At 37.9% G+C, this 18079-nt stretch carries 18 protein-coding genes; 4 read left to right on the forward strand and 14 right to left on the reverse strand.

The window, feature by feature from the left end; genetic code table 11:
- Window positions 1-25: 25 nt before the first annotated feature.
- The 7 genes from DEX24_RS07010 to DEX24_RS07040 form a co-directional block, all read right to left on the reverse strand.
- Window positions 26-1108, reverse strand: coding sequence for a PIN/TRAM domain-containing protein (locus tag DEX24_RS07010; protein ID WP_109305704.1), 1083 nt, complete (start codon window positions 1106-1108; stop codon window positions 26-28).
- A gap of 80 nt (window positions 1109-1188) precedes the next feature.
- The gene (radA, locus tag DEX24_RS07015; protein ID WP_109305705.1) at window positions 1189-2568 is read right to left on the reverse strand and encodes a DNA repair protein RadA; all 1380 of its coding nucleotides are present in this window, start codon (window positions 2566-2568) and stop codon (window positions 1189-1191) included.
- A gap of 102 nt (window positions 2569-2670) precedes the next feature.
- Entirely contained in the window at window positions 2671-5130 is a 2460-nt protein-coding gene (locus DEX24_RS07020) for an ATP-dependent Clp protease ATP-binding subunit (RefSeq protein ID WP_109305706.1), read from the reverse strand.
- Window positions 5120-6223 carry a protein-arginine kinase McsB gene (gene mcsB / locus DEX24_RS07025; protein ID WP_109305707.1) on the reverse strand — a complete coding sequence of 368 codons (1104 nt, stop codon included), beginning with the start codon at window positions 6221-6223 and terminating at the stop codon, window positions 5120-5122. Before mcsB ends, DEX24_RS07020 begins: the two co-directional genes overlap by 11 nt.
- Window positions 6213-6770 carry a UvrB/UvrC motif-containing protein gene (locus tag DEX24_RS07030; protein ID WP_109305708.1) on the reverse strand — a complete coding sequence of 186 codons (558 nt, stop codon included), beginning with the start codon at window positions 6768-6770 and terminating at the stop codon, window positions 6213-6215. Before DEX24_RS07030 ends, mcsB begins: the two co-directional genes overlap by 11 nt.
- A gap of 15 nt (window positions 6771-6785) precedes the next feature.
- The gene (locus DEX24_RS07035; RefSeq protein ID WP_109305709.1) at window positions 6786-7256 is read right to left on the reverse strand and encodes a CtsR family transcriptional regulator; all 471 of its coding nucleotides are present in this window, start codon (window positions 7254-7256) and stop codon (window positions 6786-6788) included.
- Window positions 7257-7421: 165 nt separating this feature from the next.
- A complete protein-coding gene (locus DEX24_RS07040; RefSeq protein ID WP_109305710.1) occupies window positions 7422-7727 on the reverse strand; it encodes a DUF4870 domain-containing protein in 306 nt (101 codons plus the stop codon).
- A gap of 364 nt (window positions 7728-8091) precedes the next feature.
- Between DEX24_RS07040 and corA the strand changes: the two genes are divergently transcribed.
- Window positions 8092-9057, forward strand: a complete 966-nt coding sequence (gene corA / locus DEX24_RS07045) for a magnesium/cobalt transporter CorA (RefSeq protein ID WP_109305711.1) — start codon at window positions 8092-8094, stop codon at window positions 9055-9057.
- A 222-nt stretch (window positions 9058-9279) separates the two neighbouring features.
- Here the strand turns inward: corA and DEX24_RS07050 are convergent, their stop codons facing one another.
- Window positions 9280-9477: a hypothetical protein gene (locus DEX24_RS07050; protein WP_109305712.1), complete on the reverse strand. Its 198-nt coding sequence runs from the start codon at window positions 9475-9477 to the stop codon at window positions 9280-9282.
- Window positions 9478-9758: 281 nt separating this feature from the next.
- Here DEX24_RS07050 and DEX24_RS07055 point away from each other — a divergent pair, with 281 nt between their 5' ends.
- The gene (locus DEX24_RS07055) at window positions 9759-11063 is read left to right on the forward strand and encodes a globin-coupled sensor protein (protein ID WP_109305713.1); all 1305 of its coding nucleotides are present in this window, start codon (window positions 9759-9761) and stop codon (window positions 11061-11063) included.
- A gap of 110 nt (window positions 11064-11173) precedes the next feature.
- Window positions 11174-11803 carry a histidine phosphatase family protein gene (locus DEX24_RS07060; protein WP_109305714.1) on the forward strand — a complete coding sequence of 210 codons (630 nt, stop codon included), beginning with the start codon at window positions 11174-11176 and terminating at the stop codon, window positions 11801-11803.
- A gap of 229 nt (window positions 11804-12032) precedes the next feature.
- Here DEX24_RS07060 and DEX24_RS07065 read toward each other — a convergent pair whose 3' ends face one another.
- The 3 genes from DEX24_RS07065 to exaC form a co-directional block, all read right to left on the reverse strand.
- Entirely contained in the window at window positions 12033-12518 is a 486-nt protein-coding gene (locus DEX24_RS07065; RefSeq protein ID WP_109305715.1) for an acyl-CoA thioesterase, read from the reverse strand.
- 251 nt (window positions 12519-12769) lie between these two features.
- Window positions 12770-13135, reverse strand: coding sequence for a DUF779 domain-containing protein (locus DEX24_RS07070; RefSeq protein WP_109305716.1), 366 nt, complete (start codon window positions 13133-13135; stop codon window positions 12770-12772).
- 21 nt (window positions 13136-13156) lie between these two features.
- Complete coding sequence (exaC, locus tag DEX24_RS07075) at window positions 13157-14677, reverse strand: acetaldehyde dehydrogenase ExaC (protein WP_109305717.1); 1521 nt, start codon at window positions 14675-14677, stop codon at window positions 13157-13159.
- 208 nt (window positions 14678-14885) lie between these two features.
- Here exaC and DEX24_RS07080 point away from each other — a divergent pair, with 208 nt between their 5' ends.
- Window positions 14886-15608: a DUF6904 family protein gene (locus DEX24_RS07080; protein ID WP_109305718.1), complete on the forward strand. Its 723-nt coding sequence runs from the start codon at window positions 14886-14888 to the stop codon at window positions 15606-15608.
- A 45-nt stretch (window positions 15609-15653) separates the two neighbouring features.
- Here the strand turns inward: DEX24_RS07080 and DEX24_RS07085 are convergent, their stop codons facing one another.
- Genes DEX24_RS07085 through DEX24_RS07095 form a run of 3 tightly spaced genes read right to left on the reverse strand, consistent with a single transcriptional unit; the run spans window position 15654 to window position 18077 of the window.
- Window positions 15654-16361, reverse strand: coding sequence for an ABC transporter ATP-binding protein (locus tag DEX24_RS07085; RefSeq protein ID WP_109305719.1), 708 nt, complete (start codon window positions 16359-16361; stop codon window positions 15654-15656).
- Complete coding sequence (locus DEX24_RS07090) at window positions 16355-17137, reverse strand: ABC transporter ATP-binding protein (protein WP_109305720.1); 783 nt, start codon at window positions 17135-17137, stop codon at window positions 16355-16357. The genes DEX24_RS07085 and DEX24_RS07090 overlap by 7 nt, the downstream gene beginning before the upstream one ends.
- Window positions 17130-18077, reverse strand: coding sequence for a branched-chain amino acid ABC transporter permease (locus tag DEX24_RS07095; protein WP_109305721.1), 948 nt, complete (start codon window positions 18075-18077; stop codon window positions 17130-17132). Before DEX24_RS07095 ends, DEX24_RS07090 begins: the two co-directional genes overlap by 8 nt.
- Between the last annotated feature and the right edge of the window lie 2 nt (window positions 18078-18079).

Raw genomic sequence — 18079 nt, forward strand, 5'->3', positions numbered from 1 at the left:
CTGTTGTTATGCTCTTATACTACCATTATTTATGACTGTTTGGCTTTGCAAAAATCATTCTACCCGCTGATGTTTGTAGCACGGATGTGACGATCACTGTGATCGCTTGACCAATATAAAACTTACCTTCTTCTACTACAATCATCGTACCATCATCGAGATAGGCCACACCTTGATTATGTTCTTTGCCATCTTTGATAACGACAACATTCATTTCCTCACCAGGAATAACAACTGGTTTTACTGCATTCGCCAAATCATTAATATTCAGTACTTTCACTTTGTGCAAATCACAAACTTTATTTAGGTTAAAGTCATTTGTCAAAATTTGTCCGCCCATTTTTTTTGCTAAACGAACCAACTTTAAATCTACTTCTAAAATATCATCAAAATCTACTTCAGTAATTATTACATTGGATGTATGGTCATCTTGTAATGCTTTTAAAATATCTAAACCCCGACGGCCGCGCGTTCTTTTTAGTGTGTCGGAAGAGTCGGCAATATGTTGCAGTTCCGTCAAGACAAACTGCGGTACAACCAGTACACCTTCTATAAAACCTGTTTTAGCAATATCTGCGATACGCCCATCGATAATAACGCTTGTATCCAAAAGCTTATAGCTATCATCTACGATCCGTTCTTCTGCAGACTCTGCATTCGCCTTACGTTTTGAATTTTTTGTAGCAAAAACATGTAAGAGTTCATCACGTTTTTTGAAACCAATTGAAAAGCATAAATAGCCAAGAACAATTGATAAAATGATGGGGATAATATTCGTAAATGGTGGCAACATCATACCATCAATGGCAACGCTTATTAAAAAGGCGACAATCAATCCAATAATTAATCCGAGTGTACCAAATAATAGATCACCAACTGGTGCCTTCAGCAAGCGGTCTTCCATCCATTTTAAGAAACGGACAAAGGGATCGACTAATGAGAAGGATAATGCGAATAAAATGATCGCTCCTATAATAACCGATACATACGGATTATTAATCCATGGGTTTGAGGATAAATTAATCAATTCATATAATGGCGGTAATAAAATTAAACCCAATGTCCCTCCAATAAATAGGAATACTACTTGAATAAGTTTTTTCAACATTAACATCCACCTCCTTTATTTCTGATTATACATTGATTCCCTTATATTCACTGTCATAAGCATTTCTAACTTGAAACTGGTTACAGCTCTTTAAAAGCGATTTTCAACGCTTGATTAACCGTTTCGACACCCATTACTTGAATGCCCTCTGGATATTCCCAACCACCTAAGTTGGATGCTGGAATAATCGCACGTTTAAAGCCAAGTTTTGCTGCTTCTTGCACACGTTGTTCAATGCGAGAAACACGACGTACCTCACCAGTAAGTCCTACCTCACCTACAAAGCAATCACGCTCATTGGCTGCCATATCTTTAAAACTTGATACGATACATACTAACACGGCCAAATCGATGGCTGGTTCATCCAATTTGACGCCACCTGCTACTTTTATATAAGCATCTTGCGCCTGTAGTAGTAAACCCATACGTTTTTCTAACACAGCCATTAATAATGACACACGATTTTGATCTAAACCCGTTGCCATACGCTTTGGATAATTAAAACTTGATGGGGATACTAGCGATTGTATTTCAACTAATATCGGCCTTGTTCCCTCCATTGACGCTACGACCGTCGAGCCAGGTGCTCCTTGTGAACGCTCTTGTAAAAAAAGCTCAGATGGATTATTTACTTCCTTCAAGCCATCTTGAAGCATTTCAAAAATAGCAATTTCATTCGTGGAGCCGAAGCGATTTTTTTGACTGCGTAAGATGCGGTACGTATGGTGACGTTCACCCTCAAAATACAAAACCGTATCTACCATATGTTCTAAAATACGCGGCCCTGCTATTTGACCTTCTTTTGTCACATGTCCAACTAAGAAAATCGCAATATTTTTCGTTTTTGCAATGCGCATTAATTCTGCCGTACATTCACGCACTTGCGAAACGCTACCAGGTGCACTTGTCACTTCTGGATGATGGACCGTTTGAATAGAATCAACGATGACAAACTTCGGTTTTACTTCTTCAATCGTATCATGTAAAAATTCTAAATTTGTTTCCGAATAGATATAAAGCTCGGACGATTTTACACCAAGACGTTCTGCTCTCATTTTTGTTTGACGAATAGATTCTTCCCCCGAAATATACAGTACGCGGTGTCCTTGATTTGATAGCAACGCAGATACTTGTAATAAAAGCGTCGATTTCCCAATACCTGGATCTCCACCGATTAAGATCAGTGAACCAGGAACTACTCCACCACCTAAGACGCGATTAAGTTCATTTAGTTCCGTTTTAACACGCGGTTCGTCTTCTGTTTCAATAGAAATAATCGGCAGTGCTTTTTGTGCTGATTTACTTACTGTATGTTGAAAAGCACCTCTTGGGCCCTTTTGTACAATTTCCACATCTTCGACCATCTTATTCCACTCGCCGCAACCCGGGCATCTACCCATCCATTTTGGCGCTTCATAACCACAACTATTACACATGAATTTCGTTTTTTTCTTGACCATCTTCATCTGCACCTCCATCTTCGTTCTATTATAAAGCAAGACACCCCAAACAATAACGTTTGGGGTGTTCTCTTTGTCTAATTCATTTATTAAAAGTGACAATTATTTAACTTCTGTCACTTCTTTCTCAATTTTTGGTTCTTTAATGTCTACTACAAACTCTTTATCCTTCACATCAAAGACAACGACATGATTTGGTAAGAGCGTGCCTTTTAGAATTTCTTCTGATAGGCGATCTTCCACATTTTTCTGAATAGCACGGCGCAATGGACGCGCACCATATTCTGGGTCATAACCTTCATCTGCAAGTTTTTCAAGCGCTGCAGGTGTCAGTTCCAATTGAATATCCTGTTCTGCTAAACGACTTGTCAATTGTACCGACATTTTTTGTACAATTTCTGATAATTGGTCTTTTTCTAATGCGTGGAAAACAATCATCTCGTCCACGCGGTTCAAGAACTCTGGACGGAATGCTTTTTTCAATTCTTCTAACATAACATTTTTTGCATTGTCCTGTGATTGTTTTTTCTCTTGTGCACCAAAGCCCAATGATTTTCTGAATTTCAATGCTTCAGCACCGATATTTGATGTCATAATCACAACGGTATTACGGAAGTCAACGACACGACCTTTCGAATCGGTTAGGCGACCGTCATCCAATACTTGTAATAGAATATTAAAGACATCTGGATGCGCTTTTTCAATTTCATCGAAAAGAATAACGGAGTATGGTTTACGGCGTACTTTCTCCGTTAACTGTCCGCCTTCTTCAAAGCCAACATAACCCGGAGGTGAGCCAACTAGACGTGATGTCGAGTGTTTTTCCATATACTCAGACATATCGACACGAATCATTGAATCTTCTTCACCAAACATCACTTCGGCTAAAGCTCTTGCAAGTTCCGTTTTACCGACACCTGTAGGCCCTAAGAAGATAAACGATCCAATCGGACGTTTTGGATCTTTTAAACCAGCTCTTGCACGACGAATCGCACGTGAAATAGCTTCGACTGCTTCATTTTGTCCAACGACACGTTTATGAAGCTCGCCTTCTAAATTCAATAGTTTCGCTGATTCTGCTTCTTCAAGTTTCGACACGGGAATACCTGTCCACATCGATACAACTTCGGCAATATCATTGACCGTTACTTTAGATTCCGCACGACCTTGTGCTTCTTTCCAGTTTTTCTTCGTTTGCTCTAACTCCTCGATTAGTTTTTGCTCCGAATCGCGGTAACCTGCTGCTTTTTCAAATTCTTGACTTTGTACTGCTGCATTTTTTTCTGAACGTAGTGCTTCCAAGCTATTTTCTAATTCTTTTAAATTCGGTGGTGTTGTATATGAACGTAAGCGTACTTTTGAGCCTGCTTCATCGATCAAATCAATCGCTTTATCTGGTAGGAAACGATCAGAAATATAACGATCACTCATTTTAACAGCTGCTTCAACCGCTTCATCTGTAATTTTCACACGGTGATGAGCCTCATAACGATCACGTAAACCATCAATAATCTGGATGGCCTCTTCTACTGAAGGCTCGTCTACTTGAATCGGTTGGAAACGTCTTTCAAGCGCTGCATCTTTCTCAATATATTTACGGTACTCATCTAATGTTGTCGCACCAATACATTGTAATTCACCACGTGCTAAAGACGGTTTTAAAATATTGGATGCATCGATTGCACCTTCTGCTCCGCCAGCACCGATCAATGTATGCAATTCATCGATGAATAAAATCACATTACCTGCTTGGCTAATCTCATCCATTACTTTTTTCAAACGATCCTCAAACTCACCGCGATATTTTGTACCCGCAACAACCGTACCCATATCTAATGTCATGACGCGTTTATCGCGTAATATTTCAGGTACTTCATTGTTGATTACTTGCTGTGCTAAACCTTCTGCAATAGCTGTCTTACCAACACCCGGTTCACCGATTAACACGGGATTATTTTTCGTGCGACGAGATAACACTTCGATTACACGTGTAATTTCTTTGCTACGACCAATTACCGGGTCAAGCTTCCCTTCACGAGCAATCTCTGTTAAATCACGCGCTAAGCTATCCAATGTAGGTGTACTAGCCGTTGGTGCCGATGCATTGCTATTTGTAGCTGCATCCGTACTACCCAATAGCTGCAATACTTGCTGACGTGCTTTGTTCAAGCTTACACCTGCGTTATTTAAGACGCGTGCCGCTACGCCCTCACCTTCACGAATTAATGCTAATAATATATGTTCTGTTCCAATATATGTGTGTCCAAGTTTTCTTGATTCATCGACTGACAATTCAATGACTTTTTTAGCGCGAGGCGTATAATGTACAATTGGTCCAACGTTTTTCGTGCCAACACCGACTAAGTCTTCGATGCCTTCCTCAATAATTTCTGGACTAACTTCAATCGCCTCTAACGCCTTAGCAGCGATACCGCCACCCTCACGAATTAAGCCGAGTAGAATATGCTCTGTGCCAATCGCTTCGTGCTTCATGCGAATTGCTTCTTCTTGTGCTAATTGTAAAACCTTTTGAGCTCTTTGAGTAAATCGATTAAACATCATATGAATCCTCTCCCTTTTCCCCGTTATGGTGGTTAATCCCATCAAGAATCATGTCTCTAATTAAAGTTGCACGATAGACATCTCGCTCATTAGGCTTTAATGTTGTACCCGCATATTGTTGTAAAAATCCCTGTTGCATCGCAAGCATACACTTATTTAAAACTTCATTTGGTATGCTATTGATAATACCTAAATCTATACCCAAACGAACATTTGATAAACAAACAGCCGCTTCTTCAGTGGTAAGAATTCGCGCATGCTGTAAGGTTCCCATCGCGCGATGTAATTTATCCGATACAGCGATGGAAGCATGTTCTAACATCGCCTTGCGTGCTGCTGTTTCACGTAGAACGATTTGTTCAACAATAACCGTGAGATCATGAATGATTTCTTCCTCGGTTTTACCGAGTGTTACTTGATTGGAAATTTGATAATAATTACCGATTGCTTCAGTGCCTTCACCATATAAACCTCTTACAACCAATCCTAAACGTGGCATCATCGATATAAGTTGACGCATTTGATTAGTCATTGTCAATGCAGGTAAATGCATCATAACTGAAGCGCGAAGACCTGTACCGACATTCGTCGGGCAGCAAGTAATATAACCATATTTTTCATCGAAAGCATAATCGATACTCGCTTCGATATAATCATCGATTACATTTGCTTTCGCCAATGCTTTTTCAAGTTGTAAACCCGCTTCCAAACACTGAATGCGAATATGGTCTTCTTCATTAATCATAATACTGATTGATTCATCGTCAGCTAGTAATACCGAGCCAACTGTTTCTTTTTTTGCGAGTTGCGGACTGATTAAATGCTTTTCAACAAGCATCTGCTTTTGTAGTGCTGATTTCGTCGTTAAATCAAAATGTGAAAAATGGATTGCCAGTTGTTCAGCATCCAATAGAACACCGCTCACTTGGCGATCGATAGCCATCGCAGTTTCTTCAGAAAAAGCTCTTGGAAAACGATGTCCATCTAGATTACGTGCTAAGCGAATGCGTGTACTCATAACAATATCACCATGCTGTTGATCACCCGACATCCACGCTGCAGAATCATCTTTTAAAAAATGCTCAAAGTTCATCGTCTTCAGCACCACCTTGTTGTAACTTCGCTTGTAAATGATATATTTTATCGCGCAAAGATGCGGCTTCTTCAAAATTTTCATCTTGAATGGCTATTTTCATCATCTGGCGTAAATTTTCTATTTCTTTTTTTAGTTGGTAGGATTCTTGTAAACCACTTGGCACTTTACCAATATGCTTTGTCGCACCATTATGCATACGTTTAAAAACTTGTGGCAACTGCTGTGAAAAAGTTTCATAGCAATGTGGACAATTGAACTTGCCTTGCTGTAAAAATTGTTGGTAGGTCATATGACAATTTGCACATTGAATATCCGATTGGTTTTCTATCGTTGATTCCGGTGTATCTGTAGACCAATCCGGTATGCCAAACCAACTTGAAAAAATTTGTGCAATTGACATTGGCTGTGTGTCCTCACTAGCTGTTTTGGCATAGCCGATTTCTTCACTGCACACATCACAATAATGTTTGGCATAGTGCTCACCGTTTCTCGTATGCGTTACCGTCACGGTAGCAGGCCTTTGCTTACAATTTTCGCATATCATTGCATACACCTTCTTTTATGATTCATTTTCATACATAATCGTCATCAAAATAGCACTCAATATTCGTGCGCGTAGTTGATCGCGATAGGGTAATTCAATGGCGATTACCTGACGATCAACCGCTGCAAGAATCATCTTCGCCTCACGCTTAGAAATCACTTGTTCATCTATAAGTCGAAAGACAATATCTTCCGTTGCAATTTGTGATACTTCATCACCAATATGCTTCAAAATCTCTTCTATTAAATGTGCCTTTGAACTTGCGCGTACACGTAATATACGAATATAACCTCCACCGCCACGTTTACTTTCAACATGGTAGCCTCTTTCAATCGTAAAGCGTGTATTAATCACGTAATTTATTTGAGAGGGAACGCATTGGAAGCGGTCGGCAATTTCGCTTCTTTTAATCTCTATGAGTCCACGACCTTCAGATTCAATGACTTCTTTCAAATAATTCTCGATAATATTCGAAATATTTTTCACGTGCCATCTCCACCCCCGTCCTCCATACTGACTTTGACTATCTTTGACTATATTATAAATTGCAGAAGGTATTTTGTGCAAATAAAAAGATTCGATGATCAAAAATCATTTATTTTACAATAAAAAAAGAGCAATCGCTTTTTACGCAATTGCTCTTTTTAGACATTATACCCAACGACCGACAATAGGATATTGCCATTTTTCGCCCTTCAACGCTTTTACAATACCAATAATTGGTACGATTAACGTCATCAATCCAAAGACAATTAACATTGGTATACCAATGAGCACAAAGACAAGAATACCCGAAATACCCAACAATACCGCCATAACAATTTGGAATAGTAGTGCTTGTATCGACAATGATTTTACTTCGTCATCTTGTATGAGAAGGAAAAATAAAATCGGCACAAGGAACGGTGCGAATAGTGGACTTGCGTGCAAGATTACTTTGATCCATTTATTATCCATTTACAACACCCTTTCTCTTTCTAATACTCTATTTACGTTCATCACTACATGAAAGTTTCATATTGGAACATATTTAGTTGTTCTTCGTCCTCACTACTACAAATTAACAAGGAGGCGATTCGGTATGAAAAAATTCATCTATTACAGCCTATCTATCACCATTTGTATTTGCATCTTTTTCATCATGCCTTATATGATGTTAAAAAGTTCTATTCAGCCGAATTGCACAAGTACCTCTACACAATGTGCTAAAACGACAACCAATCAAATACAACAATTAGTAAGTTCTTTCAGGTGAAATGTGACAAAGGACAGCGACTATGGGAAAATGGCAATAACTTTACAATTCAATTGAGGTGACAAAATGATTTACACACTTGGCCTAACAAAAGATCAAAAGTTACTGAGTGATTTCCCACTAGAAGCTATTCATGATGATAAATTCGAATGGTATTGGGTAGATTTTGATGCACCTACTGCAAAAGAAAGCCAACTACTCGCTAGTTTTTTCCAGTTCCATCCACTTGCAGTTGAAGACGCAATTTCTCGGTTACAACGTCCTAAAATTGACTATTACTCAGATTATCATTTCACTGTCATTCACCGCTTAAATCAACAGACAATTGAAGCGGAGGAAGTGAATTTATTCGTTTCGACTAAATTCGTCATAACCTATCATAAATTTCATGCTCCAGAACTAGAACTGACACGTAAACGACTGCTTACACACCCAAAATTTTGGGAACGTGGAACAATTTATATTATGTATCAAATTATCGATAAAATCGTCGATAACTTTTTTCCGATGATTTACAATATCGAAGATCACTTAAATACAATAGAAGATAAGCTTGATTATAAAAATAGCGTTGCTTTAATGAACGATGTTTTCGACCTCAGAAATGATTTACTTCATCTTCGTCGCACCGTACTCCCAATGCGCGATTTACTCTATAGTATTTTAAGTTCCAAACGACTCCAGCTTGTCCCTCAAGAGCAAGCCTATTTTGGTGACGTTCATGACCATTTAGTAAAACTCACGGAAATGGTAGAGTCCAATCGTGAGCTGACAGCGGATATGCGTGATAGCCATATGTCGATGAATGCTATTCGAATGAATAATATTATGATGACTTTAACAATCGTCTCTACTATTTTCATACCACTAACATTTATCGCGGGCATATATGGTATGAACTTTATCAATATGCCTGAATTGGAATGGCATTATGGCTATTTCATCGTACTCGGGGCTATGCTGTTATTAGGGGGTAGCATGCTCATTTTATTTAAGAAGCGTGGATGGCTCGATTTTTCTAAAGATAAATAAAAAGAGCCTGAGACAAACGTATTTTCAACAGAGAAAATCCCGTATGATTCTTCGAAATCATACGGGATTATTCATTTCAATCCATTTCCGCTTCGAAAAACACTTTCCGCGGACGGGGCTTCAAACGCCTCGTCACTGCGTTTCTGCGGGGTTTTCTGCGCGTTCAATTGATTTGATTATTCGTATATGAGACATACTATTTTTGTTCTGTCCCAGGCTCTTTTATTTAGGCTCTGTTTGGTCTTTCAAACCAAATAATATGTAAGATACGATAAAGGTAACAAGACCACCACCAAATGCAATCAACCATCGCGTAGTAATAGTCACAGCTGTATGGTCGTTATTGAGTACCATCAATGCAGTAACAATGACGACAATTGTTAACGGAAAACCAAACTTAATTCCTCTCATATGATTCATCTAAAACATCCTCTGCAACTTTTTCTTCCATCATATCATCAATTACAACATATTACATTTATGGATTTTATCATTTTTTTGTAAAAAAAATATATAACAAAAAATGATTTTTATATTTTTTTATACTTTTCATCATCAAATAATGATAAATTAAACTATAGAAGTGATTATATAATCACATTACTTACTTTTTTTGGTAATAAAAAGTTCCTCTAAGCTATATAAAAAATAGTTATAATTAGTACTTTAAGACCAAAGAAAAATCGGAGGAATTTATTAACATGATATGGAATCGCAAAAAGAACAATGAATCAACAACTTTTTTTAATGTTGATGACCATGTAAAACAAGTATCAATCAACTTACCTAGAAACTCAGCTTTAGAGAAACAATTGGAACTACTAAAACTAACTTGCGAAGATCTCGCCATCATCCATCAACTACAACCACTAGCAGCAGATGCTGTAGATAATATGGTCACAGGATTCTACGAAGCAATTTCATTAGCTCCTGAATTAACGCAGATCATCAGTAAACATTCTCATATCGATAAACTAAAGGTAACATTGACGCAACATATATTTGAAATGTTTACCGGAACGATTAATACAGACTATATTAAGCAACGTAAAGTAATCGCTTTTGTTCACGTGAAAATCGGCCTATCTTCAAAATGGTATTTAGCTTCTTTCCAATCACTTATTAATTCATTTATCGATTTTATCGACACATTGGATATGTCACGAGCTGATGCGTCACGTGCAATTAAAGCTTTTACAAAACTTATTAATTTTGAACAACAAATTGTCATTGAAGCCTATGATAACCGACTGGAAGAATTACGTGAAAAAGAAGAAATAATTAAACAAAAGATCATCTTAACTGTGCAAAGTACATCACAAGAATTAACAGCTGTTAGTGAAGAAACAACTGCCTCTATCCAATCTTTGTCTACACAAACAGATGATATTGCCAATTCAACTAAACAAGGTTTAAATTTCGTCAATTCAACGAATGAAAAATCAGAAAAAGGTCGTATCTTATTAACGACTCAAAATAATTTAATGGCAAAAATGACAAAGAGCATTCAACAACTTGATGCGACAATGAGTAAATTACGTATTTCTTCAAAACAAATTAATGATATTGTCCTACTTGTGACAAGCATTGCTGACCAAACAAATCTTTTGGCATTAAATGCTTCTATAGAGGCGGCTCGAGCTGGTGAGCATGGGAAAGGTTTTGCAGTCGTAGCAGATGAAGTTCGAAAATTAGCGGAAGAAACAAAAGCAGCTGTTCAGGATGTTTCTCGTCTCATCCATGAAACTGAAAATAATATTGAAAATATGTCTTCCTCTGTAGTGGAAGTTGATACACAGATTAATGATGGCGTAAATATGCAACAGGAATTATCGGATGCCTTCCATACAATCGTTGAAGCTGTCAACGGTATTCAAAAGATTAATGAAGATACGACAGAAGATATCTCAACTATTTCACGTCTGCTAGATGATTTATCAGAAGGTGCCGAACAAGTATCTCAATCTGCTGTCCAATTATCCGAAGTAACATATGAATTAAATTAATTTTCTTCTATTTATTTCTTCCTATTTTGAGTGTAGAAACATCGAAAAACTGTCTATTTAATGTAAAGTCAGCTACAATATGTCCATAGCAATTTTAGGGGGCATTATTGGTGGTTACTCTTTATATAACAAGGCATGGAGAAACAGAATGGAATCTTCAAAAGCGCATGCAAGGTTGGTGTGATTCACCATTGACTATAGCCGGTGTAAAAGCCGCTCATGCGCTAGGAAAACGATTAGCTTCTATATCGTTTAACGCTGTCTATGCTAGTCCAAGCGGTAGAACTGTTGATACAGCACAAATTATTTGTCAAAATCGACAACTGCCTATTTTCTTCAAACAACAATTAAAGGAAATACATGTAGGTGAATGGCAAGGGATGCGCGCTGAGGATATCAAAGAGCGCTACCCACAACAATATGATGCTTACTATAATGATCCACTGCACTATCACTCGATCGAGGGTGAATCCTTTTTGCAGGTTTTAGAACGTTCGGTATCACTAATCGATGAAATCACGACTAAATACGATGCGGATGCAACGGTACTAATCGTGACACATGCTGTCGTAAAAAAATTATTAATCGTTTATTTCAACAACCAATCAATTGCTCATGTTTGGGAGCCACCTTTCATCCATGGTACAAGTTTGACGATTGTCCATATCGATGATGGTTGCGTTACGATTGAATTGATTGGCGATACAAGTCATATTGCACAAGAAGCACTAAGCTACTAAAAAGAGCCTGAGACAAACGTATTTCCAACAGAGAAAATCCCGTATGATTTTTCGAAATCATACGGGATTTTTCATTTCAATCAATTCCCGCCTCGGAAAACGCTCTCCGCGGACAGGGCTTTAAACGCCTCGTCACTGCGTTCCTGTAGGGTTTTTTGCGCGTTCAATTGATTTGATTATTCGTATTGGAGACATACTATTTTTGTTCTGTCTCAGGCTCTTTTTGTTGTTAGAAAAAAGAATGAGGCATTTCTCGTTTAGCTCGGCGATGGTCCCGACGCATAGGCCCTGATTCAAACAGACGTGATTCCTCATTGGTTTCTGGAAATACGGGCGCAACTGATTGCGGTGTCCCTTCGCTATCAACAGCAACCATCGTCACGAATGATTCCGTTGTTAAACGACGTTCATTCGTTTCGATATTACGCGCGGATACACGAATATAAATTTCCATCGACGAACGTCCTGTCGTACTAACAACACCTTCAAGCTCTAATATATCGCCCGAACGAACAGGTGATATAAAATCGACCGAATCAAAAGATGCCGTTACCGTTTGCATTTTAGCATGCTTCATCGAAGTAATTGCTGCAATTTCATCTATATAGGCAAGAATTTTACCACCGAACACCGTATTCATATGATTTGTATCTGGTGGTAATACAAGTCTTGTTTGGATTGTGCGTGAATTGGACATTGGAATTGCCTCTAACATTGAAAACACCCCTTAACATTAGTTGTCATCTGTATTAATAGTAAATGATAAACTGTGCTATTGCAATACGTTTTTTCAATAAAATCAATGTTTATCTGTATCAAATTCCATATGTTATTAAAAACAGATGCAAGGAATCCTGACTCTATAATACCTGGTATTATAGCCATTCCCTTTCTTGTTGTACATTAAGCTTCCACATATTCACTATCAAAAAAAGTTGGGCGTCATAGACGCCCAACTTTACTTGCTTATAAAAGAACTTTTACTTCTTCATATTCATCTTCGGTAAACATGCGGCTTCTCGATAAAAAACTTTTACCATCTATACTTTCCAGCGAAAATCCGCTTCCAAAACCATCGATCGCATCTAAAATAATTTGTGTATGTTTACTATAGTTGTACAATGCTTCATGCATATAAAAAGGTACATCCCCGTCAAGCGTTTCCAATAGTACATCGACTCCGCCTACTTTGAAATCCTCTTGCTTATAGCACATAGCAGCCGAGCCTTCACAGCAACCACCCGATTGATGGAACATAATCGCACCATGCTTGGTTTTTAAATCCCTAATCAATTCCAATGCTGCAGCCGTTACTTCTACACGTTTTACCATACACTCACAATCCTTTCGAGTTTAGAAGAAACCTTGTTTGTTTTCAGCGTAGCTAACAAGAAGGTTTTTCGTTTGTTGATAGTGATCAAGCATCATCTTATGGTTTTCACGACCGATACCTGACAGTTTATAACCACCAAAAGCAGCGCCTGCAGGATACTGATGATACGTATTTGTCCATACGCGACCTGCTTGAATTGCACGACCCGCTTTATATGCAATATCGCCCGAGCGAGACCATACACCAGCGCCTAAACCATACTCTGTATCATTAGCAATTTCAATTGCCTCATCAAAATCTTTAAATGTCGTAACTGCTAATACAGGTCCAAAAATTTCTTCTTGGAAAATCCTCATCTTATTATGACCTTTGAAAATCGTCGGTTTAATGTAGAATCCTTCTGTTAATTCACCGCCAAGATTATTTGCTTCGCCACCAATTAGTAACTCTGCTCCTTCTTCTTTACCGATTTTCAAGTATGATAGAATTTTTTGTTGTTGCTCATTTGAACATTGAGAACCCATCATAGTATCTGTATCTAACGGGTTGCCAATTTTAATCGCTTCAACACGTTTTAATACTTTTTCCATGAATGATTCATAGATAGACTCGTGGATTAATGCACGAGATGGACATGTACAAACTTCCCCTGAATTTAGTGCAAACATGACAAAGCCTTCAATTGCTTTATCTAAATAAGCATCATCTTGATCCATAACATCCGGGAAGAAGACATTCGGTGACTTACCACCCAACTCTAATGTTACAGGGATAATATTTTCTGTAGCATATTGCATAATTAGACGACCAACAGCTGTCGAACCAGTAAAGGCAATTTTAGCGATTCGTTTATTCGTTGCTAACGCTTTACCTACTTCTGCTCCAAAACCATTGACGATATTCACTACACCTGCTGGTACTAAATCTTGAATTAATTCCATAACATATAAAATCGATACAGGCGTTTGCTCTGCTGGTTTTAGTACGACGCAGTTACCCGCTGCTAACGCCGGTGCTAATTTCCATACCGCCATTAAAATCGGGAAATTCCAAGGGATAATTTGACCAACTACACCTAGTGGTTCTTGGAAATGATACGCTACTGTATCTTCATCAATCTGCGTTGAAAAGCCTTCTTGTGAACGAATAGCACTCGCAAAATAACGGAAGTGATCTACCGCTAGTGGAATATCAGCATTCAATGTTTCACGAACTGCTTTACCATTATCCCAAGATTCTGCCACGGCAATTTGCTCAAGATTAGCTTCGATACGATCTGCAATAGCATTCAAAACTTTTGCGCGAGCTGCTGGTGAAGTTTTCCCCCAAGCATCCTTAGCTTTGTGTGCGGCATCGAGTGCTAACTCGATATCCTCAGGAGTAGATTTTGGTGCTTTAGTAAATACTTTACCCGTTACCGGAGATACATTATCAAAGTAAACTCCTTTTACCGGCGCCACCCACTGGCCACCGATGAAATTTTCGTATTGAGGTTTGAATTGTACTAAAGAACCTTCTGTATTAGGATTTGCATAAATCATTTATAATCTCCTCTTTTCTACTCATTTTAAATACACAACAAAGTAAGCGTTCACAATAAGCGTTAATGTGTATTTTATAATTATATTTTCGCTTACTTTTTCTTTTTTTACAACTAATTGCTATCAGTCAGTTAAATATTTTCTGAATAATCATTACTTTTCAAAAAAAGGGGTATATAACTGGCAGGAGAAAAAGGAGGGATTATTCATGCTTGCTTTGACCAACACCGAGCATCTTTCCGGCGTCCGCATTAGCGGAGATTTTTGGGATTTTACAGAATTAAAACAATCACTCGAGGAGATATTACTAGCACTACCACCCGCTACAGATGGTTTAAATGCTGTACGCTCTCGCATCATCGACCTGTGTATCCAATTACAAGAAACACTCAACGGCGATTTCAACATCGAAACAACCCCCAATGGCATTTCATCTCAATTGCAACAAGATTTCAAACAACCCTTTCCGTATGATAATATTTATTTTTCTACCGAAGTATTATGGCCTGAATTATTGTTTATTGTCGTTTCTTTAGATTTTTTCATTAAATTTGCTTACGAAGATGAATCTTTTCAAATGCTGCATTTACATATTATGACGGCGCGTAAATTTTTAGCCAGCATTTTTAAATGCGTCTTAATGATCGTTCATAATTCTGAAAAACACAGTATTCACAACTATTATCTACATCCTCGACTCAATTTGAAAAATTACTCATTGCAGTATATCGATATGCTGAACGCCTATTATTTATCGCTCAATGTGACAGAACGGAAAATTCAATTACCGCGAATTTTACAACGCATTTGCCAGGAGGATATCGACTATGTAGATTTCAAAGAACGTATCGAATACCTAGCATTACAATCACAAATACCGCCACATCATGTTGTTTTAGAATTTGATTATCCTGAACAGATTATTTGGTGACAAAAGGCTTCCGAAATCAACTATGATTTCGGAAGCCTTCTATTTTTAATGGCCCCCTAAGTAGGCAGCACGTATTTCATCTGACTTTTGAAGTTCGGAAGCTCTACCGGATAACACCACCTTACCCGTTTCAATTACATAGGCACGATCTGCTATCGATAGCGCCATATTTGCATTTTGTTCAACGAGTAAAATTGTCGTCCCAGTCGCATTAATTTCCTTAATAATTTCAAAAATTGTTTTGACCATTAAAGGAGCTAACCCCATGGAAGGTTCATCTAATAATAAAAGCTTTGGTTTCGCCATGATCGCACGTCCCATTGCCAACATTTGTTGTTCACCACCAGATAACGTACCAGATGATTGTTTTCTCCTTTCCAGTAAACGAGGGAATAGTTCAAATACGCGTTCTTTATCTTTCGCAATTCCCGCACGATCATGCCGTAAATAAGCACCTAAATCTAAATTTTCTTCCACCGTCATATTCGAAAAGACTCGACGTCCTTCTGGAACTTGAATAACACCATCTTTAACGATACTTTGCGCCGCTCTTTTTTGTAGATTTTTCCCTAAATATTCAATGGTACCTTGTTTTGGTCTTAGTAGTCCGGATAATGTTTTGAGCAATGTCGATTTACCTGCACCATTCGCTCCAATTAACGTCACAATTTCTCCTTCGTTCACTTCGAGCGATACGCCTTTTAGTGCTTGAATATTACCATAGTACACATTGATATTATTAACCTTTAACATGAGTCCTCAACCTCCTCACCTAAGTACGCTTGAATTACTTTTGGATCGTTTTGTACTTCTTCCGGTGTTCCACTAGCGATTAATTGACCGTGATCTAACACATAAATACGCTCACAAATCCCCATCACCAAAGCCATATCATGCTCAATTAATAAAATGGTTAAATTAAATTTCTTGCGTACTAATGAAATGAGGTCCATTAATTCCCTTGTTTCTTGCGGATTCATACCAGCGGCCGGTTCATCCAATAACAACAACTTTGGTCCTGCTGCTAATGCACGTGCAATCTCCAGACGACGTTGCATGCCATAGGGTAAATTTTTCGACAGCTCATCTTTATATTGATCTAAGCCAAATATTTTTAAAAAAGCGATCGATTCTTCCGTCATTTTTTCTTCTCCAACGAAAAAACTAGGCAATCTAAAAATAGCACTAAACATTGAATGTTTTGCCAATGAATGATTGGCAACCTTTACGTTATCCAATACAGACAGTTCTTTAAACAGACGAATATTCTGGAATGTACGACTAATACCCAATTTTGTAACTTGGTGAGGTAATAAATTTTTCGTCGCTTTACCATCAAAAATAATAGTACCTTCCGTTGGTTTATAAACACCCGTTAACATATTGAAACTCGTCGTTTTACCCGCACCATTTGGACCGATTAAACCAACTAACTCCCCTTCGTTTAACGTGATATCAAAACCAGAAACAGCTTTTAGACCACCAAAGTGAATCCCTACATTATCAACTTTTAGTAAAGGGTTAGTCATTTACGTTTCCCCCTTTGCTACGTTTCTTAAATTTAAACAAATCAGTAATTTCCTTTGTACCCATCAAACCCGATGGACGGTATAACATAACAATAATTAGTACAAGACTATAAATAATCATGCGTGTTTCTGGGAAATCTTGTAAATATAATGATACAACCGTCAATAAAATAGCAGCAAAAATGGCACCTGTCATACTCCCCAAACCTCCGAGAACAACATAGATTAAAATATCAAAGGATTTTAAGAAACCGAATTGAACCGGTAAAATAACATAGAAGTTATGAGAGAATAAACCACCCGCTAGGCCTGCAAAAAATGCGCCAATTACGAATGCAACAACTTTATAATACGTCGTATTAATCCCCATGGAATCCGCTGCAATCTCATCTTCACGCACAGCGATACACGCGCGACCATGACGAGAATTCGTGAAATTTAAAATGACAATGATTGTGGCTAATGTACAGAAAAAAGCATATGTCCACGTCGTCATCTGTGTTACTTGCATACCTGAAGCACCACCGACATAATCCCAATTCAAGAAGAAAATTCGAATAATTTCAGAGAATCCTAATGTAGCAATCGCTAAATAATCGCCTCTTAACCTGAGCGTAGGTATACCGATTAATAAGCCCATAAATCCCGCAACTATTGCTCCAACCACTAACGCGATAACAAATGGTAGATTAAAGTACATCGTACAAATGGCCGAAACATATGCACCAACTGCTAAAAAGCCAGCATGACCGATTGAAAACTGACCCGTAATACCAATGATTAAATGTAAACTAACAGCCAATATAATATTAATCATGATTGTAATAATCAAATTCGAATAATACAAATCCAATGTACCGTTATTGATCAATACATTGATGATGCCATAACCGATGAGCGCAACAATTATATAAACCCAAAATACTTTAGACTTTTTCATAA

This window comes from Kurthia sibirica (genome assembly GCF_003143975.1).
Classification (GTDB): domain Bacteria; phylum Bacillota; class Bacilli; order Bacillales_A; family Planococcaceae; genus Kurthia; species Kurthia sibirica.

What these genes read in the sequence shown, in the direction of transcription:
- DEX24_RS07080 (WP_109305718.1), top strand. Translation starts at nt 14,886, where the DNA reads ATGCTTGCTTTGACCAACACCGAGCATCTTTCCGGCGTCCGCATTAGC.
- DEX24_RS07070 (WP_109305716.1), bottom strand. Translation starts at nt 13,135, where the DNA reads ATGGTAAAACGTGTAGAAGTAACGGCTGCAGCATTGGAATTGATTAGG.
- DEX24_RS07010 (WP_109305704.1), bottom strand. Translation starts at nt 1,108, where the DNA reads ATGTTGAAAAAACTTATTCAAGTAGTATTCCTATTTATTGGAGGGACA.
- DEX24_RS07055 (WP_109305713.1), top strand. Translation starts at nt 9,759, where the DNA reads ATGATATGGAATCGCAAAAAGAACAATGAATCAACAACTTTTTTTAAT.
- DEX24_RS07085 (WP_109305719.1), bottom strand. Translation starts at nt 16,361, where the DNA reads ATGTTAAAGGTTAATAATATCAATGTGTACTATGGTAATATTCAAGCA.
- DEX24_RS07040 (WP_109305710.1), bottom strand. Translation starts at nt 7,727, where the DNA reads ATGGATAATAAATGGATCAAAGTAATCTTGCACGCAAGTCCACTATTC.
- DEX24_RS07065 (WP_109305715.1), bottom strand. Translation starts at nt 12,518, where the DNA reads ATGTTAGAGGCAATTCCAATGTCCAATTCACGCACAATCCAAACAAGA.
- corA (WP_109305711.1), top strand. Translation starts at nt 8,092, where the DNA reads ATGATTTACACACTTGGCCTAACAAAAGATCAAAAGTTACTGAGTGAT.
- mcsB (WP_109305707.1), bottom strand. Translation starts at nt 6,223, where the DNA reads ATGAACTTTGAGCATTTTTTAAAAGATGATTCTGCAGCGTGGATGTCG.
- DEX24_RS07050 (WP_109305712.1), bottom strand. Translation starts at nt 9,477, where the DNA reads ATGAATCATATGAGAGGAATTAAGTTTGGTTTTCCGTTAACAATTGTC.
- DEX24_RS07095 (WP_109305721.1), bottom strand. Translation starts at nt 18,077, where the DNA reads ATGAAAAAGTCTAAAGTATTTTGGGTTTATATAATTGTTGCGCTCATC.
- exaC (WP_109305717.1), bottom strand. Translation starts at nt 14,677, where the DNA reads ATGATTTATGCAAATCCTAATACAGAAGGTTCTTTAGTACAATTCAAA.
- DEX24_RS07030 (WP_109305708.1), bottom strand. Translation starts at nt 6,770, where the DNA reads ATGATATGCGAAAATTGTAAGCAAAGGCCTGCTACCGTGACGGTAACG.
- DEX24_RS07090 (WP_109305720.1), bottom strand. Translation starts at nt 17,137, where the DNA reads ATGACTAACCCTTTACTAAAAGTTGATAATGTAGGGATTCACTTTGGT.
- DEX24_RS07020 (WP_109305706.1), bottom strand. Translation starts at nt 5,130, where the DNA reads ATGATGTTTAATCGATTTACTCAAAGAGCTCAAAAGGTTTTACAATTA.
- radA (WP_109305705.1), bottom strand. Translation starts at nt 2,568, where the DNA reads ATGGTCAAGAAAAAAACGAAATTCATGTGTAATAGTTGTGGTTATGAA.